Annotated in this window: 15 protein-coding genes and 1 pseudogene; 6 read left to right on the top strand and 10 right to left on the bottom strand. The window is 61.3% G+C overall.

Going from position 1 to position 21,256, the window contains the following annotated elements; all coding sequences use genetic code 11:
* Positions 1-43: 43 nt before the first annotated feature.
* From IE231_RS04195 to IE231_RS04155, 9 genes are all read right to left on the bottom strand, one after another.
* Positions 44-2,197 (bottom strand): type IV secretory system conjugative DNA transfer family protein, encoded by a 2,154-nt coding sequence (locus tag IE231_RS04195; RefSeq protein WP_189692706.1) that lies wholly within the window; start codon positions 2,195-2,197, stop codon positions 44-46.
* Positions 2,198-2,696: 499 nt separating this feature from the next.
* Entirely contained in the window at positions 2,697-3,281 is a 585-nt protein-coding gene (locus IE231_RS04190) for an MT-A70 family methyltransferase (RefSeq protein WP_189692705.1), read from the bottom strand.
* Positions 3,282-3,450: 169 nt separating this feature from the next.
* On the bottom strand, positions 3,451-4,134 hold the full coding sequence (locus IE231_RS04185; protein WP_189692704.1) for a hypothetical protein: 684 nt from the start codon (positions 4,132-4,134) through the stop codon (positions 3,451-3,453).
* Positions 4,131-5,231, bottom strand: a complete 1,101-nt coding sequence (locus IE231_RS04180; RefSeq protein WP_189692703.1) for a hypothetical protein — start codon at positions 5,229-5,231, stop codon at positions 4,131-4,133. Before IE231_RS04180 ends, IE231_RS04185 begins: the two co-directional genes overlap by 4 nt.
* A gap of 1 nt (position 5,232) precedes the next feature.
* A complete protein-coding gene (locus tag IE231_RS04175; protein WP_189692702.1) occupies positions 5,233-5,991 on the bottom strand; it encodes a hypothetical protein in 759 nt (252 codons plus the stop codon).
* A gap of 148 nt (positions 5,992-6,139) precedes the next feature.
* On the bottom strand, positions 6,140-7,654 hold the full coding sequence (locus IE231_RS04170) for a prenyltransferase/squalene oxidase repeat-containing protein (protein WP_189692701.1): 1,515 nt from the start codon (positions 7,652-7,654) through the stop codon (positions 6,140-6,142).
* Between the two features lie 259 nt (positions 7,655-7,913).
* Positions 7,914-8,390, bottom strand: coding sequence for a hypothetical protein (locus IE231_RS04165; protein ID WP_189692700.1), 477 nt, complete (start codon positions 8,388-8,390; stop codon positions 7,914-7,916).
* Between the two features lie 162 nt (positions 8,391-8,552).
* Positions 8,553-9,032 carry a DUF3846 domain-containing protein gene (locus tag IE231_RS04160; RefSeq protein WP_189692699.1) on the bottom strand — a complete coding sequence of 160 codons (480 nt, stop codon included), beginning with the start codon at positions 9,030-9,032 and terminating at the stop codon, positions 8,553-8,555.
* A 116-nt stretch (positions 9,033-9,148) separates the two neighbouring features.
* The gene (locus tag IE231_RS04155) at positions 9,149-9,469 is read right to left on the bottom strand and encodes a YlcI/YnfO family protein (protein WP_189692698.1); all 321 of its coding nucleotides are present in this window, start codon (positions 9,467-9,469) and stop codon (positions 9,149-9,151) included.
* A 389-nt stretch (positions 9,470-9,858) separates the two neighbouring features.
* On the opposite strand from IE231_RS04155, the pseudogene IE231_RS04150 reads away from it, so the two are divergent.
* From IE231_RS04150 to IE231_RS04130, 6 genes and pseudogenes are all read left to right on the top strand, one after another.
* Positions 9,859-11,316: pseudogene (locus IE231_RS04150) on the top strand (class I SAM-dependent DNA methyltransferase); the annotation flags it as partial.
* On the top strand, positions 11,305-12,027 hold the full coding sequence (locus IE231_RS18530) for a restriction endonuclease subunit S (RefSeq protein WP_374189413.1): 723 nt from the start codon (positions 11,305-11,307) through the stop codon (positions 12,025-12,027). The pseudogene IE231_RS04150 and the gene IE231_RS18530, both read left to right, overlap by 12 nt.
* A gap of 38 nt (positions 12,028-12,065) precedes the next feature.
* The gene (locus IE231_RS04145) at positions 12,066-13,250 is read left to right on the top strand and encodes a hypothetical protein (protein ID WP_201896937.1); all 1,185 of its coding nucleotides are present in this window, start codon (positions 12,066-12,068) and stop codon (positions 13,248-13,250) included.
* Positions 13,247-16,381 carry a type I restriction endonuclease subunit R gene (locus IE231_RS04140; RefSeq protein ID WP_189692696.1) on the top strand — a complete coding sequence of 1,045 codons (3,135 nt, stop codon included), beginning with the start codon at positions 13,247-13,249 and terminating at the stop codon, positions 16,379-16,381. The genes IE231_RS04145 and IE231_RS04140 overlap by 4 nt, the downstream gene beginning before the upstream one ends.
* Positions 16,378-17,985, top strand: coding sequence for an ATP-dependent nuclease (locus IE231_RS04135; RefSeq protein ID WP_189692695.1), 1,608 nt, complete (start codon positions 16,378-16,380; stop codon positions 17,983-17,985). Before IE231_RS04140 ends, IE231_RS04135 begins: the two co-directional genes overlap by 4 nt.
* Positions 17,986-19,668 carry a UvrD-helicase domain-containing protein gene (locus tag IE231_RS04130; protein WP_189692694.1) on the top strand — a complete coding sequence of 561 codons (1,683 nt, stop codon included), beginning with the start codon at positions 17,986-17,988 and terminating at the stop codon, positions 19,666-19,668.
* Between the two features lie 16 nt (positions 19,669-19,684).
* Here IE231_RS04130 and IE231_RS04125 read toward each other — a convergent pair whose 3' ends face one another.
* Entirely contained in the window at positions 19,685-20,686 is a 1,002-nt protein-coding gene (locus IE231_RS04125) for an IS481 family transposase (protein ID WP_189692693.1), read from the bottom strand.
* Positions 20,687-21,256 lie beyond the last annotated feature (570 nt).

Raw genomic sequence — 21,256 nt, 5'->3', positions numbered from 1 at the left:
GCGACAGGATGGGTGAGACGACGCCGTCGGGGAGTTGCGGCACTCATGGTTGGACCCTCCGTTTGCGTCCGATTGGTGCCGCAGGCGGCACGGCAGCCTCGATGCGCTCCTCGTCCTGCGGAGCGCGTTCTCGCTGAGTGGCGGCGTACAGCTCGCGGCTCCGGCTGATGACCGCTTGGCTGGTCGAGATCTCCGTCTGAGGGCCGAGGGTGGCGAGAGAGGCCCAGCCCGTCGGCGCGCCGTTCGACGCGAGGTTTGCGTACACCTGGTGGCGCTCGAGAGCCGTGAAGTCCTCGACGGTCAGCGACCCCGCAAGGTCGGCAAAGTACTTCGCGTCTTTTCGCTCCTGCTTGTAGACGATCTTGTTGCGGGCGTTCGTCGCCACGGCATCGCGGATCTCGGTCGGGAACTGGCTTGGATACTGCGTAGCGAGATGCCAGCCGACACCGAGCGACCTGCTCTGATTGAGCGCATCGGCAAGGGATACGGGCAGATGGAGGAAGCGGTGGGCTTCATCGACGAACACCATGCCGGGGCGATCCATTGGCTGGCGCTCGCGGGCGCGTTCTTGGGTGGCCTGCCAGAGCTCGGCTACCACGAGGCTTCCGAGCAGTGATGCGGTGCCTTCGCCGATCAGGCCTTCATTGAGGGGCACGAGCACGATCTTGTTCTGACGGAAGACGTCCCGGAGATGGAAGGCAGGATGCGGTTGCCCCAGCATCCGCACGAGTGCGGGTCGCAGGAGCAACTGCCGCAGCTTGTTCATCGGCGGAGCGATGGCCGCCGACTGCCCTCCCGGGGAGAGTTCTTCGTACCACGCCCAAAAGCCAGCGAGGCCGGGATCGTTGACGACCTTTGCCGTGCGAACTCGTCGGTAGGTCGGATCGGTCAGCAGCCGCGTGATGTCGATGAGCGTTGCAGGATCGTCGGCGGTGCTGGTTCGGGCCAGGGTGCGCAAGGTTGCAGAGTAGATGTCCTCGGTGCGTGGGCCCCAGCCTTCGGCGAAGATCGCCTTGAAGACCGCCAGGATACCGTCGACAATGACGTCGGGATCCCGGCCTGGGCTGGGCGCAAGCGGGTTGAAGCCAACCGGACGTGCGTCGGCGGCGTCGAGGATGACGACATCATCGAGCCGGGCTTTAGGGATCAGACGGGTGATCCTGCCGAGGGCGAGTTGGGCTTTGGGGTCGAGTACAACGACCGGCCGACCAGCCTTGAGATCCGAGGCGATGAGTGCCTCGAGGGCGGTGCTTTTGCCGCTTCCGGTCGGGCCATAGAAGATCGAGTGGAGCAATGCGTCCTGGGCCCGAATTCCGATCCGACGAGTGTCGCCTGGGACAGCCGACACTGCGAAGGCCCGCTCTGCCCCGAGGGCGGGACTGGCTCGGCAGAGGCGCGGATGGAGCGGAGCCACAGCCGGGAAGTCGGGCTCTCCGGCAGGCCAAGCGAGGAGTGCGGCCACCTCGCTGCTACTGAGAGGCACGAGGGCCGTACGCGGCATCCGCCCCGCGAAGACGTCACGTGCCGAGGCCGGCCCAAGCGAGATGCGGTGTCCAGGTTGCTCGAGCTGGCGCAGGGCCGACAGCACGTCATTACCGAGCTGTTGACGGCGAGGCGCGACCGGTGAGGAGACTCCAATTCTGATCGACGCGACGAAGCCGGGCTCACCCGCCTTTGCCTCACGGCTGCGTCGTTCTGATGCGGTGACCTTGCTCGGTGTGCCGACAAGGGCGTCCAGGATTGACGACTGCGTGCTCGCGAGCTGTGCCGGGAGGATGCGGGCAGGGCGCCTGGCCCCAAGCACGACCTGTAGCACGACCGACTCGCCGTCTCCGAAACGGCGGTTCGCGCTGGACAGGAGGGCGAGGGTGAAGGCTTCCGTGCGATCAGTTGAGAGCATCAATGAAGCCGGGCGGATGTCGACACGGCGAGCCCGATCGGGCGAGAGCCGAGGCGCGGACAGCGCATGAACGACGCTGCCGGGTAGGTGATCCTCAAGTGCCCGCCGGAGGCGAGGAAGATCGCTGGGACGGCACCCGAGGTGATACCGGGTACCGTTCCGGTCGACATAGAACTCGAACGCGATCGGCTTGACCTCACTGCTCGTTGCGATGACCCGAATCGTGTCCAGGACGGCGCTGAAGTCAAACGGACGGGCCAAGTAGAGGGAGTGGAACTCGAGGCTAGCTTTGCTCATCTGTCGCCTCCCGCTGCTTAGGGGACTTCCGGTCAAGCTCGTGCTGTCGGGCGAACTCGAGGAGGAGGCGTATGAGGCGCGGGATGTCTGGCTGCTCGCGCAGCACAGCGGTGGCCACAACGTGCAGTTCTGGTCTTCCTGCACTGCGGCGCGGTGTCCGATTTCGGGTGCCCATATTGGCCTCCTTTCTACAAATTCCGACTGATGCATGAAATCATCAAATCGCAAGGATAGTTATTGATGATTTTGCTCATCACGTCAAGATGAATTGTTGAAAATACAACAAGTTTCACCTGATTACCAGTGATCACGACGGACGCGTCGGATGGAAACGACAAGCCAGATGATGATCCCGATGATGGCGACGCCCACGATAATTGGCAGAATTGGTTGGACCCATTGCCAGGCCAGCGTCAGTAGGATCACCGACCCGATAATGAGGAGGCTCGCGTTCCACAGCCACTCGATCGGGTTCTTTCGCGGTGGCGTGTCACCCATGTCAGCTCGCCTCCATATGACGTCGGTCTGATGGCACGCGATAGCCGGGAATGACGATGTCGGACTCGACCTCGTTACCCCAGACGCTCCACGGTGCCCTGGTCGGTGGTCGACGTCGCGCGAAAAGCTCAAGGTACGGCCCGGGGGAGACGCGCTCGATGATGGCGAACTGCTCCTCTGGCTTGTGTGAGTGATCCTGAAGCGGCGCGAAGACCCAGGTGGCCTGGCTGCGGTAGAGGACAGGCGCCTTGCCGCGCGTGGCGAAGATGACGTGTTCTGTTGCGTTCCGGAGGTAGACCCCGAGGGTGAACCGAGGCTTGACCCAGGTCAGGAGTGAGCGGGGGGTGAAGCCCCATGCTTCAGCGACGTCATAGCCGTCCCGCAGCATGGCGTTGGTGACCCACAGCCACAGATGGGCATCGTCGGCGGCGATATCAGCAACTGGCATGTCCTTGATCCGCTGGAGCGGCAACAAGCTGTAATTCTGGATTGCGCCGCGCGCGCCCTTCTGCTGAACGTCCCAAGGCGGATCGGCAAGAATGGTGGCGAACTTCGGTCCGACATATTGGCGAGATGGTGTGGTCATGGGTATCTCCTTTCTGGACTGCACGATGATTCAGGCTGTCCTGCAGTTGATTAATGGCAGATCGGCGGTATTTGTACGACGCGCCCGTCGTGCGACGCGTCGGGGGACACGAGCGCCGGGCCATCTTCACAATGCTGAATCATGGACGGCTAGCTGGCTGTTGTGAAATTTATTCCCACGGATTTGAGATGAGCGGCATGCGGTGAACTTTGAGCGCATCGAACACCGCCTGCGCGACAGTGCCTGGAGTCGACTGCGGAGTGACGGGGATGAACTGGGCCCCGGGAGGGAGAACGGCCGGTCGCTTGACGATGCCGAGCCCAACGCTGACGATCTGGCCCGGAAGGCCAGCTAATGCGCCTTCGAGCTCCTTGGGATCGTCGAACAGCTCCCAGTCAGTCAGGATGACCGTGACCAGCTCGCTGTCCGGGACTGCTGTGTGGTGGGTGGCCAGCGCCGATAGTGCACCGAGCGCGACGCTCTGCCCTGCGGCATCGGGCGGTGTGCGCAGGCTTCTGGCCAGCACGGATGTCGACGTTCGGCGGAGAGTACGTGGGGCAAGGCACCCTGAGGTCGGCGTGTCGAAATGGATGATCGAGACGTGCTCGTTCCCGCAGAGGCACCACCGTCGGATAGCTGTAATTGCCCGGCGGATTTCCGCGTAACGGTTACTGAGAGGATCGTTGCCGGCCGGCCCGATGACACTGCCCGAATCGTCGATCAGGAAGGCAGTCAGGACCGAATGCTCGGGGCACAGCCCTGGAAAGCCGAGTCGGGTTTCCACCCCAGCTTCCGCGTGCATCGGCGTGGAGTCCCCTCTGAGCGCGGATGCCAGGCAGGCGGCGGTCTTCATCGCGCGCCGATCTGTTCATCGAGCTCGGCCCGTATCCGGCGTGGGGTCGAATTCGGGGGCAGCGCCGAACCGGAAGCCGGTCCATGCCCGACGACGCCAGGGTTGTTGCTGAGCGTTTGGTACTTCACGGCGTGTAGGTGGGTTCGCGCCGCCTCGCCCCTGAGCTTGTGCTCGGCGTCGATCGAGCGGCTGGTTGCGACGTCGCCGTCATGGTTTCGGACGACGGCGTCACCCGACAAACGCAGCCAGAGTTTCCTTGGCCGTTCCGCTTCCAGCCAGGCGTTGTCAACGATGTCGGCCGCCTCGTCAGCATAGGAGTAGCTGTTGACGAATGATGCGAGAGCGGTGGCTGCCGCGAGGGCTCCGAAGACGAGCCCGGCGAGGGTGCCCTCGACCGTGCTGCGAAGCGCGAGAATGCCGACGGTCACGAGCAGAACGATGGTCGTGCATACAATCGCCGTGGTCTTGATGAACGGCAGGGTTGCTTTCACGCCGGAGAAGACCCTTGTGTAGCGCCGCTCGTCGTTGGTGAGCGATTCGGGGTCCCGCGATCGCTCCACCTTCAAACGGATGTCCTTGACGTCGCCGCCGATTGCGCCGGATGTGACCGCCGCGAGGCCGGTGGCGATCGCTTGGCCGATCGCGATCCAAGGTTCTTCGCCGAGGAGGAGCGCGGCGCCGGCAACACCGCAGGTGTCCCCGAGGGCAAGCGCCGCCCAGGTGACCAGATATCGGAATTTGGCCTTCGGTTCGCGCTTGATCCATGGCCCCAATGTCTGGAGCGCCCGTAGGTACTCATCGAGAGCAGTCTCGTGCACCCGTTCGAGCTGGGCACTCATAGCGCCAATAGCCTGACGTCCGAGCGAAAGCGATGCGCTCCGGCTCCGTTCCGTGCGCGAGGCTTGCTCGGCGTCGGCGTCCCAGATGAGTGGCTGCTCTTCGGCCAAGTGGCCGATGCCCTGTTCGAGCCAGGTTGTTGAAAGCGTCTGCGGTGATGCAATCGCTGCGGCTTCATCGACACGCTGAATGCCAATTCCCCCTGCCTCACGCTGCAGTTCCGCTGCCGGGCTGTGCACGACTTTGCTTGTTGCCGACATGTCAGCTCCACCTCGGCGCGTAGTCGGTGAGAGCGGCGCATTTGGCGGCATGCATCTGGTCACAGAGCGCGCCATAGAAGGCTCGAAGCTGAGCCGTGACATCCGACGCCGCATCATTGCCGTTGCTCCGACCGAGGCCGGCAACCATTACGTTCCATCCTGAAAGGTCAGGGACGCGGCCAAAGGCACCCGAGGTCGCGGAAGCGGCGGTCAGCGTGATCGGCTGAGGGCCGACGGTCTGAAAGCCGTCCGTGAGCACGACGAGTTCAACCTTCGTCTGGCCCTGTTGATGAGCCCAGTCCGCGGCCTGCCCGAACTGAGCGACGACGTCCGTGGCATCGTCGCTCAGTGTCGTGCCAACCTTTGCGTACCCCGCCCGAACGTCCGAGACGGCGTCATCGGCTGTTCGAACGACCTGACGGAGGTGCCCATTCTCGGTTCCCGAGGGGACGTGGAACGAACGATCGAGAAGCGTCACAGTGGCCGCGTCCGACGTTGTGAAGGCGAATACCCGCAGTCGGCCGTCACAGGCGGCGACTCGCGTTGCGATGTCTCGAACGGCTTGTTCGTAGCGGGTCGGGAGTGATGGTGTGCGAACGCTCGCGGTGAGATCGATTGCAATCTGGGCATCCGGCGATGGATCTGCGCATGCCTGACTGGCGTGCTGGATTCCTTGGAGGTCCTGCGGGACTGCGTTGGTGCAGGCAGCAAGCGAGAGGAGGGAAAGTGCGAGTGCGCCACGCCTCAAGAGCTTGATCACGGTTGGCTCCGATGTTCGATGGGGTCCGCGAAGTGCGGATGTCTCGAGCATGCGGGTGTGCGAGGGTACAAAAGTCGATGACCGGTCATCGCCAACGGGATGACCGGTCATCGCTAGGGGGTTTGGTTGCGTATGTTCTGAACTGCAGCTATCCGATGGTCATTCCGTCAACGATGACCGTGCACGACGCGGACAGCGCGAGCATGTAGGTGAGCGATTCGCGTTCACCGGTGTGCCGGATCAGTGCGCGGGCAGTCGCGCCACCCCAACGCGCCAAGACTTCCCTGACGCGTGAAATAGCCCGGGGAATGTTGGCCCATGCAATGCCGGTTCGCTCGGCGAGTTCGTGGCGTTTGAGCCCGTGGCGGGGACCGCGGGCGAGTGCTTCAAGCACATGGAGGACCTGCTCAGAAAGCCGGTGGACCGTGTGATTCCGGTGGTTCGAGAATCGAATACTCAGGGTGCGCGCCGCGTTCGCGAGCTCGAAGGCGGTTACCTCAGGAGCGGTCGGAACCGTGGTTGGTTCGAGATCCGGGATGTCCGCTCGGTCGTGGAGGTTCCTGAAGCCGCGCACGTACGTCAGGGCAGTGTGAAAGGTCCATGACGCGTGGAACTCCTTTTCGCCCCCTTCAACGCGGCACCAAGCCCCCTGCTTCCGAGATGCGCCGACCATCCATCTGGATTCGAGACGTTCCCACAAGGGGTGGATGGTGGCCGAGTTCGGATCCGGGGGCACGCTATCGTCATCACTGATACGAATCAGGAGTGCATTCGGCACGACGGCGATGGTGTGGAGGAGCCCTCGGACACTGTTCGGGCCGATGCTGTTCTCGAAGTCCGCCTCAAGAAGCGGGCTTTGCTCCTGCGCAAGCGCGCGAAGCCAGCGGACGCCGCTGGCGATGCCGTCGGGCAAGCGCAACAGCAATGGGTGGTCGGGGGCCATGGCGTCGAGGGTATGCCGGGCCTCCTCCAGGGAGATGAGGCACACGGCCGACATTCCGGGGCTTGGTGCCGACGAGTCGATGGACTTGCTCCAAACCGATTCACCGCCCAGACGCGAAACAAAAAGGCCATTGATGCAGTGCTCAAGCAGACGGACGCTATCGTCGATCGTTGCCGGCCGAATCGTGTTACGCGAGACATCGTGCGTTTCTGAAAGTGCAAGCGCGGCCGCTGCTAGGACCCGCACCGCGAGTGCCGTCTCGTAGAGGGCGGACTCTGTGTCTGCGGCGCGTACGGGCAGGCCGTCGCGAGTGACGGAAGCGCGAAGCGACTTCACGCAGCGCGCGATCGCCGCCTGCGATTCCGCGAGCTTGGGGTGGGCGGCGAAGCCGAGGATAGCCCAGATGAGCGTCCGAGTGAGTGCGCCCTGGCCGCCTTCGCTAAGGGGGGCGAACTGACGCCAGAGATGCTCATCGAGGTAATGCACACCATAAGAGAGTGCGCTGTCGACTTGACGGCGCGTACCCCGCCGGAGGCGAAAGTCACGGAGGCCGATACGAAGAAGCCACATCGCTTGAGCGGTGTGGCGAATGGTAGACGGACTGTGTGGATGCTTGCCCCATCCACCATCGGGGTTCTGCTCGCCCAGATACTTGAGGACGAGCCCTACAAAGCGGTCCCTATAGGGTGGGTTCGGATTGAGTGCCTTCTTCGTCAGCATGGGTTCCTCCGCCATGGTCGTGATCGGCGGTGAGGGTGGTGTAACCCTCTAGCGGGAGTTGTCGTCCCGTTGGGGTAATGATCGGGCATCCTGCGCGACCTCGCATATCGACAGTTGTCGTAGTTTCCGAGCAAAAGATGCGGCTCACCGCATAGTGACTCAGGGCAGCAACCGATGACATAATGAGAGATTGGGTGACCTGTGGACACCAAGTCATGGCTTACCCCCGGTTGCCCGAGGGTAAGCCGGGGGTTTGAGGTTAGTCCCGAGGGATGATGCGAAGTTCCGTCAGATCGTACGCTTGCTGCAGGAGAACCGCGCACGATACCGCCGCGAAGTAGTCCGTAAACGGAAACGGATACTCCAGCCAGCTTGGCCTCGTGGTGTGTCTCATCCTGATGACGAGACGGGTGCTCCGCAGCGCTCGCTTCGTCGGATTTGCGATGTTGACCAGCGTTCCTTTTTCGGTGATTGATCCCACCAAGACGGCGCGACCACGAGGGTGCGCAGGCCTTGTTGTGCCCGCTTCGAGCATCATCACCGCTGCGGCCCGCTCGTTGAGCCGCTCGAGTGGGCGATTTGCATACACCAGAACCATGCCGTTGAGTGGGAGCTGGATTGCGTCGGAGGGTTTGTCTTCGACGAAAAGATAATTCTCGACGTCCGTGAGGTAATCCATTTTCGCCCAACGTGCGGGCTTCTGTGGTTTGGATGGTAAGAGGAGCGCAGTTGGCATGATCGTTGTCCCTTCTCGGGTGCTATCTCCAGTTCGGGTGAGCTGGAGATCGACAACCGCGAAGCAGGAGCCGCGTGTATTCTTGTTATGCGCTTACGACCGGAGAAAATCAAGACCAATTTGTAATGCCCCTCGACCGCAAAGGACGGTCGAGGGGCAGAGTCAGTCCCGAGGGACGATGCGGGTAGCGAAGCTGGGTAGCTTCAGTCGAATGTCGACGACGAACGCCATAGCGCCGAACATGTCGGGGAACGCCAGCGCTACCGGATGCCATCGCTCCTCGCCGGCTGCCTGGAGCTCAACGCGGTAGTTGGCTCGAACGAGGCTCACAGCCAGGTCTTGCGGCACGCGCTGGGACTTGCCATTGCGGTCGGGCGGGCCTGTGAGGACGACGTCACCACGAAGGGAGTCCGTGCTGACGAACCGCTCATCGATGTACCACCAGAGCACGGTGGCGCGTGTATTGACCGGCAACTCGCGTAGCTTGCCTTCCTCATTGACGACGAACGTCACGGCGGGTGGACGGGCGCCGATCGCTTCAATGTAGCCGCCAACCGCCTTCTGGTAGTCGGTGAGCGACGACATGTCGGCGATCTCGATCGGGCGATCGATGTCGGCTGGGATAAGCAAGGTCGTGACCATGGCCACGCCTCCTTTCTCGGGTGCGTTCTCCAGCCCGGTCGAGCTGGAGAGTTGCAGCCGCGAAAGTGATGGGGAGTTGGCGAGAGTCGTGGTGACTCCCGTCAACTCCGTTCCCGCTATGCGGGTTCCGCCTTGCCAGGTGCGGGCTTGGTGGCCGCGCCGCGGGGCTTGGTCGACTGGGGGCCGCTGAAGATTGCGTCGATCGCATTGCGGCGCGTCTGGGCGTCACGTTCGATGTCGGCGCGGACGGCATCGGCCTTCTTGAGCACCTCGGGGTCAGACTTGACCCTGTCGATCCAGTGCTCAATCGCGAGCCGAATCTCTTCAGTGGCACTGCGACCCGTGAGCTGGCCAATGACGTCCAGCTGGGCGCGCAGTTCCTCCGACAGACGGACCGGAAACGTCTTCATGGCGCCTCCGTTTGTTGCCTCGCTCATGGCGAGCCTCCTCGGGAAAGTGCGATCGATGAGCCCTGAGTGGGCTGCGACGTCGACCGCAGAATCCCGGTGAGGTATCGCGCTGGTGAGGCCTACCCATGGTTATGCGCTAAGTGATGAGGAAAATCAACAGTTGCTGCAATGAAAGTACATCAATTACAACGTCTGCCGGGATGGTAATTTATTAGACTGCGAATTAGATGATTTACGAAAATGACAAATCAGGTTAAAATCAGGGCAGATGCTACGTAAGCCGGTGCGAGCCCTGCTCCCGGCCGTGGGCCGGGACGAGCATGCCTGCCGAGACTTGTCGGTGTGCGCTGCTAGGTTGAGAGGGCAAGCCCAGAGTGACAATCGTAAGCGCGCCGAGGCGCGGAGGAGACACCAACATGGCCCGACCGGCTACCAAGCCGAAACCGACGAAGTCGCTGGAGCAGACCCTCTGGGAAGCTGCAGACAAGCTGCGCGGTAACCAAGAACCGAGCGAGTACAAGCACGTCGTGCTCGGCTTGGTGTTCCTCAAGTACATTTCAGACCGGTTCGAGGAGCGACGCCAGATGCTCGAAGCCGAGCTGACCTCCGATGGTATCAAGGCGGAGCGCCTCGCCTCGTTCCTCGAGGATCGAGATGAGTACACCAGCCACAACGTCTTCTGGGTGCCTGAGCTTGCCCGTTGGGGATACGTCCAATCCGTTGCCAAGTTGCCGAATGTGGGTCAGCAGATCGATCAGGCTATGGACTTGATCGAGAAGGAGAACCCTTCGATCCGCGGTGTTCTGCCCCGTAACTACGGTCGCGATGGTCTTGACAAACGGCGTCTCGGCGAGCTGGTTGACCTGATCGGATCGATTGGATTCACTTCAAGTGACGACCACGGGGCCGACGACGTGCTGGGGCGCGTCTACGAGTACTTCCTTGGTCAGTTCGCCGGCAAAGAGACCGGCAAGGACGCTGGCGCCTTCTATACGCCACGTTGGGTAGTCAAGCTTCTTGTAGAGATGCTCGAGCCGTACAAGGGTCGGGTTTATGATCCTGCGGCTGGCTCAGGTGGGATGTTTGTCCAGTCTGCCGAGTTTGTGAAAGCGCACGGCGGCAAGCGCACCGACATCTCCGTTTACGGACAGGAGTACACGGACACGACCTGGAAGCTCGCGAAGATGAACCTCGCCCTGCGAGGCATCGAGGCCGACCTCGGCACCCACTCCGCCGACTCGTTCGGCGAAGATCTGCACCCCGATCTGCGGGCAGACTTCGTCATAGCGAATCCTCCGTTTAATGTTTCTGATTGGTGGGATCCGAAACTTGCAGACGATCCACGTTGGAAGTTTGGGATTCCGCCGCAGAGCAATGCAAACTTTGCCTGGGTCCAGCACTTTATCTACCACCTGAGTCCTAAGGGTACGGCGGGCTTCGTCCTTGCCAATGGTGCGCTGTCGTCGCGTGCCACTGCTGAGGCCGACGTACGAGAGCGCCTCGTTAAGGAAGATCTCGTTGACTGCATCGTCTCGCTACCTGATCGTCTCTTCTTTAATACCGCGATCCCGGTTTCGCTCTGGTTCGTATCGAAGGGACGTCACGGCAATGGGTATCGAGCGCGGTCCGGCGAAGTGCTATTCATCGATGCGCGGTCCCTGGGGCACATGGAGACCCGTCGCCTCCGTGCTCTGAGCGATGAGGATATATCTAGGATTGCTAGGACCTACCATGCTTGGCGTTCGGTAGATCCGGAAGAATCATACGCTGACGTTGAAGGCTTCGCGCGCGTTGCGACAATTGAAGAGATTGCGGCGAATGGCTACGTCCTTACCCCGAGTCGATACGTCGGGTCGAGCCACTTGGGTGTCGACCCGAACGCGCCCGAGTCGATCGCTGCACGAGCTGGTCTGGCATTGGAAGCGCAGGGGCTTCTGCGAAAATTTGATGCCGCTCGCCTCGAAGCGGAGGCAGCACTTAACTTGCTTTCGGAACCTTTAGAGATCGAAGACTGGGAGGAAGTTCGCGTTGGCGATGTTGCTAGAGTCGTTGGCGGCGGGACGCCTCCTTCGCGCGACGATGCCAACTTCGGTGGTGGTATCCCCTGGATAACACCAAAGGATTTGACTGTGCACCAGGGCCGCTACATCCGGGAGGGTGCAAGGTCGCTCTCTGAAGGTGGTCTCGCGGTGTCCAGTGCGAAGCTGCTGCCGAAAGATGCCGTCCTTGTTTCCAGCCGCGCACCAATTGGGCTCGTGGCTATCGCAGCTCAACCGCTGGCGACCAACCAGGGGATTCGATCATTGGTCTTCGACGATACGCAAGACCCTGTGTTTTGGTATTATCTCCTGCGACAGTCCACTGCGACGCTGGACGCGCATGCTAACGGCAGTACCTTCCGCGAAATTAGCGGCGGCAGTATTGCGAACCTCGTTTTCGCCGTACCACCTCTCGCGGAGCAAAGGCGCATCGCCGAGACGCTGAGCCGTATTGACGGGCTGATCGAGCACAACCTCGAGCTCAACGATGTCTTGGGCAGGCTCTCGATGCGGGGGTCGCACTACGCGGTTAGGCGGAGTGAATGAACGATCCTCAACTTTGCACAGTAGGCGGGTGCCTTAGGATGAATGGGCACGGTGGCGGGCATGACCCTCGTCCATCCGAAGCGTGGCATTTCTTTGGACCGGCAGACATCAGGAAGATCAACAAGGCGGGCTATGCGACGCCCCGAGGTGGCGATAAAGGCGCCTACCAGAACCATGTATACCGCAACAATAGGGTGATTGTTCCTTTCGAGCACCTAGAGCAAGTCGATCTGGTGAAGTACGTCGACGGCTATGTCGTTCGTCTGTTCCCCGACCAGTACTTTGAGGCGCCAGGCATCGTGCGATCGCGTTTCGCTGAACCGAACGCACCAGTAGTGGGGCGAGACGCATTCGTTCTCTATCGCAGCCATGCATCGCTGGAGGAGTTCCCGCCTCCACCTGACTGGGAGGTGCGCTGGTTGTCGCGAGACGGCCGCGCTGTCCCCCGTCGAGGCGAGCGCGTTAAAGACTCAGGCGACTACGTTCTACGCCTCTCAAATGTCGGATCGTCGCGGCCGGCGCGCCATGAAGGACCGCCGCAAGGGATCTTCGCGCCCGAGTATGCCCCTGCTCAGACGAATTTCGAGTGTCAGGCAATGCTTGCGTGGCTAATCGTTCATGCGCGGTCGAGTCCCTACACGACATCGCAGGCTTTCCATCTCAAGCGCATTCTTGAATATAGCGGGTTGCTCGGGGATCGGCTCGAGCGTGCAGGGGTAACTAGGAACGGGCTGTCCATCTGCCCTCTATGTCTTCGGGTGATTGATTACGAGGAGCTTCATAGGCCAATCGAATTCAATCAGGTTGATGGGCTGCTGAACGCGGCTCTTCAAGTTGAGGGTGCAACTCGGTCGACGAAGGTAAATCTCTTCCATCTCGAACCGCTGGTCTACGAGACACTAAACCATCGCCCGACTTCGGTGGCATGGGGGCACGCAACCTGCAACACGTTGCTTGGGCAGAGACACTGCTATTCATTGGCGGAGCTGCAGGAGGCAGGCCGGAAGATCGGGTTCATCGACGATGATGATGAGCTTGTGACGTTCGGATGGATGTCGAACGACTTCAAGATGATTAGATCGCCCCACGGTGCTGTCTGGGTCCAACTTAGTGACGACATGACCGTGGAAGAACAGTCGGCCTCGTTTGACGCGGCGGAGGATCTCCCACTTACTGCTGCCGTGGTTGAAGATGAGCCATTGGCTGAGGAGCAAGGCTTGTGAGCGCATTCAACGAAAATACGGTTGAGTTGGCTGCGCTGGAGTACTTCCGCGAGATCGGCTTCCAAACGCTTCAAGGCCCCGACATCGCACCCGGCGAGTCTGGTGCTGAGCGTGAGTCATATGAGGACGTCTTCCTCAGGGGTCGCCTGCGCGACGCCATCCGGCGGATCAACCCCGGCCTGGGTCCTGCCCTCGCGGATGAGGCGATCAAGCGGGTGCAGCGTGCCGAGTCTCAGAGTCCGATCGACGAGAACTACCGGCTGCACAAGCTCATCACCGAAGGGGTGCCGGTCGAGCACCGCGAAGCGAACGGGACGCTTCGCACGTCACGGGTCTGGCTGCTCGATTTCGACCATCCACGGAACAACGACTGGCTGGCGATCAACCAGTTCACGATCATCGAGAACGGTAAGAATCGACGTCCCGATGTGCTTGTGATGGTCAACGGCATGCCGCTGGCATTGCTGGAGCTGAAGAACCCGGCGGCGGAGCATGCGACATTGAAGTCGGCGTGGAATCAGGTGCAGACCTACAGGCAGGACATCCCTTCAGTGTTCGTCCCAAATGCCGTGACTGTCGTCTCGGATGGGACCTCGGCGGCGATGAGCTCGTACACCGGCGGTTTCGAGCATTATGCCCCGTGGAAGACGATCGGGGGGCGTGAGGTGGTTAGCCATGTCCCTGCCCTCGAGGTGCTTATCAAGGGGGTGTTCGAGCCGAAGCGGTTCCTGGATCTGTTGCAGAACTTCGTGGTGTTTAGCGACGAGACCGCGACTGACAAGGCCACCGGCCAGCCGACTCGCGTCCTGGTGAAGCGCGTTGCCAAGTACCACCAGTACTGGGCGGTGAACGCGGCCGTCGAGTCGACTGTGCAAGCATCGCGCCCGGATGGCGATCGCCGCGGAGGCGTGGTTTGGCACACACAAGGCTCGGGCAAAAGCTTCGAGATGGTGTTCTACGCCGCGAAGATCATGCGGGACCCTCGCATGGCAAACCCCACACTGGTGTTCATTACCGACCGAAACGACCTCGACGACCAGCTCTTCGGCGAGACCTTCGCCCCGGCTCGGATCCTTCCTGAGACACCGGTGCAGGCGGAGACCCGCACCGACCTGCGCGTGAAGTTGAAGCGTGCTTCGGGCGGGATTATCTTCACCACCCTTCAGAAGTTCGTGCCCGGCGAGGACGGCGACGCCGATCCGATGCTGACCGATCGCCGCAACATGGTCGTCGTAGCCGACGAAGCGCACCGCTCGCAGTATGGCTTCTCGGAGAAGCTCGACCGGCACGGACGCCTCAAGGCGGGCCTCGCCAAGCACATGCGTGACGCCCTGCCCGGTGCAACCTACCTCGGATTCACGGGAACGCCAATTGAGTCAAACGACAAGAGCACCCGTTCCGTGTTCGGCGACTATGTCGATGTCTACGATCTGACTCGGGCCGTCGAGGACGGCGCGACAGTGAAAATCTTCTACGAATCCCGGCTCGCGAAGATCGACCTCTCCGACAAGGACCTCGCAGCACTGGATGAGCTTGCAGACGAGATTACCGAGACTGTGGAAGAAGAAGCCGCGACCGCGGCCAAGTCGCGATGGTCACGCCTCGAAGCAATCGTCGGCGCAAATTCCCGCCTTGATTTGATCGCTCGTGACGTTGTCGACCACTGGGAGAAGCGCCGCGAGTCTCTGTTCGGTAAAGGCATGATCGTGGTTATGAGCCGCAGGATCGCAGTGAAGCTCTACGAGAAGATCGTTGCCCTCCGGCCAGATTGGCATTCAGACGACCCGGCGAAGGGCAAGATCAAGGTCGTCATGACCGGCTCCGCTGCCGATCCTGCCGACTTCCAGGCGCATATCTACTCTAAGGACGTTCGCAAGGATCTCAAGCTCCGAGCCAAGAACCCGGACGATGAGCTAGAGCTTGTGATCGTGCGGGACATGTGGCTTACCGGCTTCGATGCTCCCTCAATGCACACGATGTATGTAGACAAGACAATGCAGGGCGCGGGCCTCATGCAGGCTATCGCCCGCGTGAATCGCACCTTCCGCGATAAGCCGGGCGGCCTAATCGTCGACTACATCGGCGTCTTTGCGCACCTCCAGGCAGCGCTCATGGAGTACTCGCCGTCCGACCGCGATCAGGCTGGCGTGCCGATCGAGGAGATGGTGTCGGTGATGCTCGAGAAGCACGACATCGTGCGCGGCCTGCTCCACGGCGTTCAGTACGACTCCTCGACGGCCCTGACCGCCCCGCAGCGGCTGGCGGAGTATGCGAAGGTGCTTGATTTTGTCATGGCGGACCCGGACCGTACGAGCCGGTTTAACGACCAGGTGCTCGCGCTTGCTAAGGCCTTCGCGCTGGCCGGCGCGCGTGACGAGGCCACTGTAATCCGCAACGATGTCCGGCTCTTCATCGACGTGCGCGCAGCGATCCTGAAGATCCAGAATCCCGATTCGGGACGAGGTGGTTCGGGTGCGGTGGAAATCGACACGGCACTTGGCCAGCTCCTGAACGAAGCGGTCGCGGCCGACCAAGTTGTTGATATCTACAAGCTCGCGGGGGTGGAGACACCGGAGCTGTCCATTCTCTCGGATGAGTTCCTCGACGCCCTGGCGGAGAAGGAGAAGCCGAATCTGCAAATGGGTTTGCTGCGACGCCTCCTTAATGACCAGATCCGTACAGTACAGAGAACTAACCTGGTTCAAGCACGGAAGTTCTCAGAGCTGCTGGACGAGGCGATCAATAGATACACCAATCGATCGCTGACCACGGCGGAGATCATTGCGGAGTTGGTGAAGCTCGCCAAGCAGATGCGTGACGATAAGCTGCGCCACGATGAGCTCGGTCTCCGCGAGGACGAGGTCGCCTTCTATGACGCCATTGCCCAGAACGACGCGGCCGTTCTCGAGCTCGGTGATGATGTACTAAAGGAGATCGCACAGAAGCTCGTCAAGGCCGTGCGCGAGTCTGCCACGATCGACTGGAACTTCAAGGACTCGGTCCGCGCAGCGATGCGATCGAAGGTGCGGCGGCTGCTCGCGAGATATGACTATCCACCGGACGCAGAAGCGAAGGCAATCGAGTTAGTACTAGAGCAGGCGGAGTTGTTCGCCAAGGGGGAGGCGTCTTGAAGATCACCAGGATCAAGTTTGAAAACTATCGACGGCTAGTTGATACGGAGATCTCGGTTCGGGATCACCTGGTCCTTGTCGGAGCAAACGACGTTGGAAAGTCGTCGTTACTGCGGGCCCTTGACCTTGTGCTCGGGGCTAGCGCGGCTCAGTTGTACGCAAACATCACGATTGATGACTTCCGTTCGTCTGACGTACCACTACTTTTTGAGGTTGACCTCGAGGAATTCTCTGCCGACGAGAAGGCGCTCTTCCCTGACGAGATTCGGTATGAGCCGTTGCTTGAAAAGGCGTGGCTTACTATCAGGCTGAGCGCGACTGTCGATCCCAGCGAGACGATCGCAATCACCCGAACTGCGCCCCATGCGGGAACAGGACGTCAACTTTCAAGGGACCAAGTTGCGGGGCTCGGTTGGAAATTTCTCAGCGCGACCGCGCAGACGCGCGACCTGAGGGAGGACCGCCGGTCAGCTCTCGACGATCTCCTTCGCAGTGTGGATCTAGGGTCCGAAAAGGCCGATTTCGACAAGGTGGCTGAGCAGTTCCAGCAGGAGCTCAGCAACTCGAATATTCTCAGGCAGCTCCGTACTGATCTCGCCGGTCAGCTCTCGAAGGCGCTCCCGAACAAGGTGCTCACCAACGATCTATCGTTCGTGAGCGGTGCTTCGGCCGACGATGAAGTGTTAAGTGACGTCCGACTTCGAGTGAGCAAGGGTGGTGTCGAGCACGAGCTATCTCAGCAATCAGACGGTACCCGCGCGCTCTACGCGATCGCGCTTTACGACATGATGAGTGCAGGGGCCAACGTCGTCGGTATCGACGAGCCGGAGATACATCTGCATCCCACGAGCCAGCGAAGCATGGCGAGACTGCTCAAGGCCAGTAGCAACCAGAAGGTTCTGGCAACTCACTCCACTGACATCGTGGGCGCGTTCGAGGCCGACTCAATCGTGGTTGTTCGCCCGGGAGGCGAGCTCGTCCAGCCTTCTGCGGGATTCCTCGCACCAAACGAGCGGACGTTCGTGCAGTGGTGGGTCCGAGACAAACTTGAGCCGCTTACGGCACGTCGTATTATTACCGTCGAGGGGCTTTCTGACCGGGTCGTTCTCGAACGAGTGGCCGAACTCACTGACCGCAACCTCGACCGGCTCGGCGTCTCCGTCATCGAGACCAACGGGTCCGCGGAGATCAGTGCCATTGCGAAGCTCTTCGGGCCTAGTGGGTTCGATCTCCGGATCTCGCGGCTCATCGACTATGACGCCCAGGGCACTACCGAGTCCGCAACGGGTATCGCAGTTTCCGACTTTCCGACCAGCTCGGTGTGGGTCTCCGATGTCGACCTTGAGGACGAGTACGTCAAGGCACTCGGCGCTGCCGAGGTGTATAACGCGCTAAAGAACAGCGGTCAGTTCTCGACAAATGAACTCTCGAATTGTACGCCGACGGGTATTGGTGGTACGTACACCGAAGCCGATGTGGCTGCGTTCTGTCGCAGGGGCAAGTATAAGATTCGCGCGTCATTGTCGGTCTTACCGATCCTTACGTCGGCGAACGCCTCAAAGATTTCAAGCATCAACAGCCTCCTCGAAGAGATCGTGGCTTAGATGATCCGTCCGACGACATCGCAGCTTAAGATCCGGGACGCTGCGGCTCGCGATCTCCTGGTGGTCGCGCCCGCGGGCTGCGGTAAGACCGAGGCGCTTGCCCTCCGCATCCAGGGGCTGCTCCACCGCGGAGATGTCACGAGCCCCCAGAAGATCCTCATAACAACCTTTTCGAACAGGGCGCGGGACAACATTCGTGATCGACTCAACGAATACCTCCCGATCTCGGAGATGCGGGAACGTATCGCGATTACAAATTTTCACGGGCTGGCCGCTAGACTATTCCGAGCGCACGCTAATGTTATCGGACTTGATCCTGACCTGATTTTGCCTGATGGCGATTGGGTCGGCGCCCAAGCCCGAGACAAAGGTCTTGATTTCAATACTACGGCAGCGCTCCAGAAGATGCTGAGATTGTCGAAGCAGGAGCCGCGCACTGATGCTGAGGTAGACGCACTCCTGCAGAAGCCGGGGTGCGAGAAAGCACTAGCCTTTGAACGTTTGCGCGTTGAACAGGGACGCCTCACCTACGACGACCTTCCCAGACTTGCCGAGCTGATCCTTGCCCACGATGTAGTTGCCGATCTCTATCGGGCGCACTTCGGGGCTGTAATCGTCGACGAGTTCCAGGACCTTACACCGCAGCAGCTACGGATCGTCAATCGTATTGGCTACAAGAGGACTACGTACGCGGGTGACCTGGCGCAGGGCATCTACGGGTTCGCAGGAGCCAAACCCAATGAGGTATATGCGGCGATACGCGCTGAGTGCACCGAGGTCGTTGAGTTCTCGGAGTCGCACCGGTCTTCGCCTGCCGTACTTGCCATGGTCAATGCCCTGGGAGGGCTCACCGGCGGGAATGCTCTCACTAGCGCGGATCCGGAATCATGGCCCAATGGAGGCTTGGCAGCCATCGCGCATCACCGGACTGCAGAAGCAGAGGGCGAGTGGATCATGAAGGTTGCGCGGGCATTGGTGGCTCGCGCGCCAGGTCATCGAGTTGGCATCATCGCGCGAACGGTCGGGCGTCGTCGCTTCGTAGAGGGTGCGCTTGAGGCGGAAGACATCCACTTCTTTCGGTGGGACGACGGGATCCTTGACACGGACACAGCGCGAACCATCAAGTCGATGCTAACGAGTTTTGATCTGAAACGGTATCTCGCGGCACCCGACAAGATGACTTTCCTATACGATGCGTCGGGGTTTGATTCCATTATTGATCCCAGCGGACGCGAGAGCCTTCGTGACGCTCTCACCTGGTGTTACGACTTGCTCCGCGATGGAGTGACTCCGCAAGAAGTTCGCGGGCGGGTTCGGGTCGGGGATGCTACAACGCTGGTCTCCGCCCCCGGGATTCATCTACTCACTGGACATGTAGGCAAGGGGCAGCAATTCGATTGGGTAATCGTCGTTGGGCTCGAAGACGGAGTGCTTCCTGATTTCAGGGCGACAACCGCCGAGGAGAAAACCGAGGAGGCACGGGTGCTCTCGGTCATGATGTCGCGCGCGCGTCACGGAGTCATCCTGAGTCGAGCAGCCTCAGTACCTACAAATGCTGGACGTCCGATGAGTCGCACGCCATCATCGTTCTTCGGACAGGTTGCCGCGGCTCGCCCGCTTGACTCGAAGGGTCTCGTTGAATGGATTACGCAGGCTGACTGGAATGTGATTGCCAGCAGGTAGCGTTGGCGTCTGCCGGCTAGTTGTATGAGGCCATGACGTTGGTGACGCGGGTGCGGGCCTTGGTGGCTGGTGGCCGGTTTCCCACGGCAGTGTGTGGTCGATGGTAGTTGTAGTGGACGTTCCAGACCGAGAGGGCCTGTGCGCGCTGGTGTTCTGAGGTCCATTCGCGGGCGTAGAGGAACTCCTCGGCCAGGATCCGGTTGTAGCGCTCGACCTTTCCGTTGTGCCGTGGGGTGTACGGGGTGATGCGCTGGTGCCGGGCGCCTTGGAGGACGTGGGCGAAGTCGTGGGCGCGGTAGCAGGAGCCGTTGTCGGTGACGATGCGGTGGATCCAGGTGATCCCGTGCGCGGCGAAGAAGGCCTTGGCCCGGGTGACGAACCCGATCGCGGTGGCGGCCCTCTCGTCCGGCAGGGCCTCGGTGTAGGCCAGTCGGGTGTGGCCGTCCACGGCGGAGTGGAGGTAGACGTACCCGGCCCGGGCTCCCTTGGCCTTGGCCCGCTCGGCGGCCTTGGCCTGGGCGCTGCCGCGGCCGTGGACGCGGTGGCCGCCGCCGTCGGGGATGCGGCCGACCTTCTTCACGTCCACGTGGACCATGTGCCCGGGCCAGCGGGCGTGGATCCGCTTCGGTTCCCGGTTGGACTCGCCGTTGGGGTCGATGAAGCGGCGCCGGTTCAGTCCCAGATGGGCCAGGTGCCGGGACACGGTGCGGGTGCTGATGCGGATGCCCTCGTTGCCGAGCTCGTGGGCGATGCGGGCCGCAGACCACTTCCTCTCCCGGCGCATGGCCTCGATCCGGACCACGACTTCGGCCGGGGTGGCGGTGGGCTGGCGCCTGGGCACCGAGGGCCTGTCCTGCAGGCCCAGCTCGCCGTGCCTGCGGTAGCGGTTGACCCACGTGGACGCGCAGGCCCGGGAGATGCCCATCTCGGCGGCGACGTGGGCGATGGGGCGGTCCTGGCAGCGCTTCACCAGGCGCCGGCGGCCTTCCAGGGACAGCGGGGCATTACCGTGGGTCATAGACGGGTCTTCCTTCGGTCGGGCGAGTTCTTTGGCGATTACTCATCCTGCCGGGGAAGGCCCGTCCCCTTCACCCCGACCCGCGCCCGAGCGTCAGCAACCTCATGACCCGCAACAGCTAGTTGTCAGCCGTAAACACCACACCCTGCTTTGGAAGCAGGGTGTAACCCAACGCAGAACTCTCGTTCGTAGTGTGTCGGTAGATTTCCTGAGGTGCCGAGCCCGCCACATCGGTCATGCTCCGCCCTAGCTGCGCGGACTGTTCCCCCCAGATCTCTCAGACTGCGGTATCCGCACATTGTCACAAGAGTGGGGCAGCGCGACGAAGGAACGATTCGAGCTTCTGGAATCCACTGATGGGGCTCAGCGCAGTCGCTCAGCTTCCGTACCGCGTGGTGCCGTAGCCCCTCGTTCGGTGCGCGGCGTTGTTGTTTTCAGACAATGAAGCTATGAGACCCCGGAGGCCTATTACTGTCAACGCTACGCCTCCGGCATATTGCAGGAATTTGGTGCGGTCCATCTTTTGACTCATGATGCTTGCGATCTTTGTTTGCATGTCGATTTTGTCTC

The organism is Sinomonas cellulolyticus (assembly GCF_014656475.1).
In the GTDB taxonomy this organism is placed as follows: Bacteria; Actinomycetota; Actinomycetes; order Actinomycetales; family Micrococcaceae; genus Sinomonas; species Sinomonas cellulolyticus.
The sequence above is the reverse complement of the archived record's forward strand: the minus strand, read 5'-3'. Positions and strand labels throughout refer to the sequence as shown.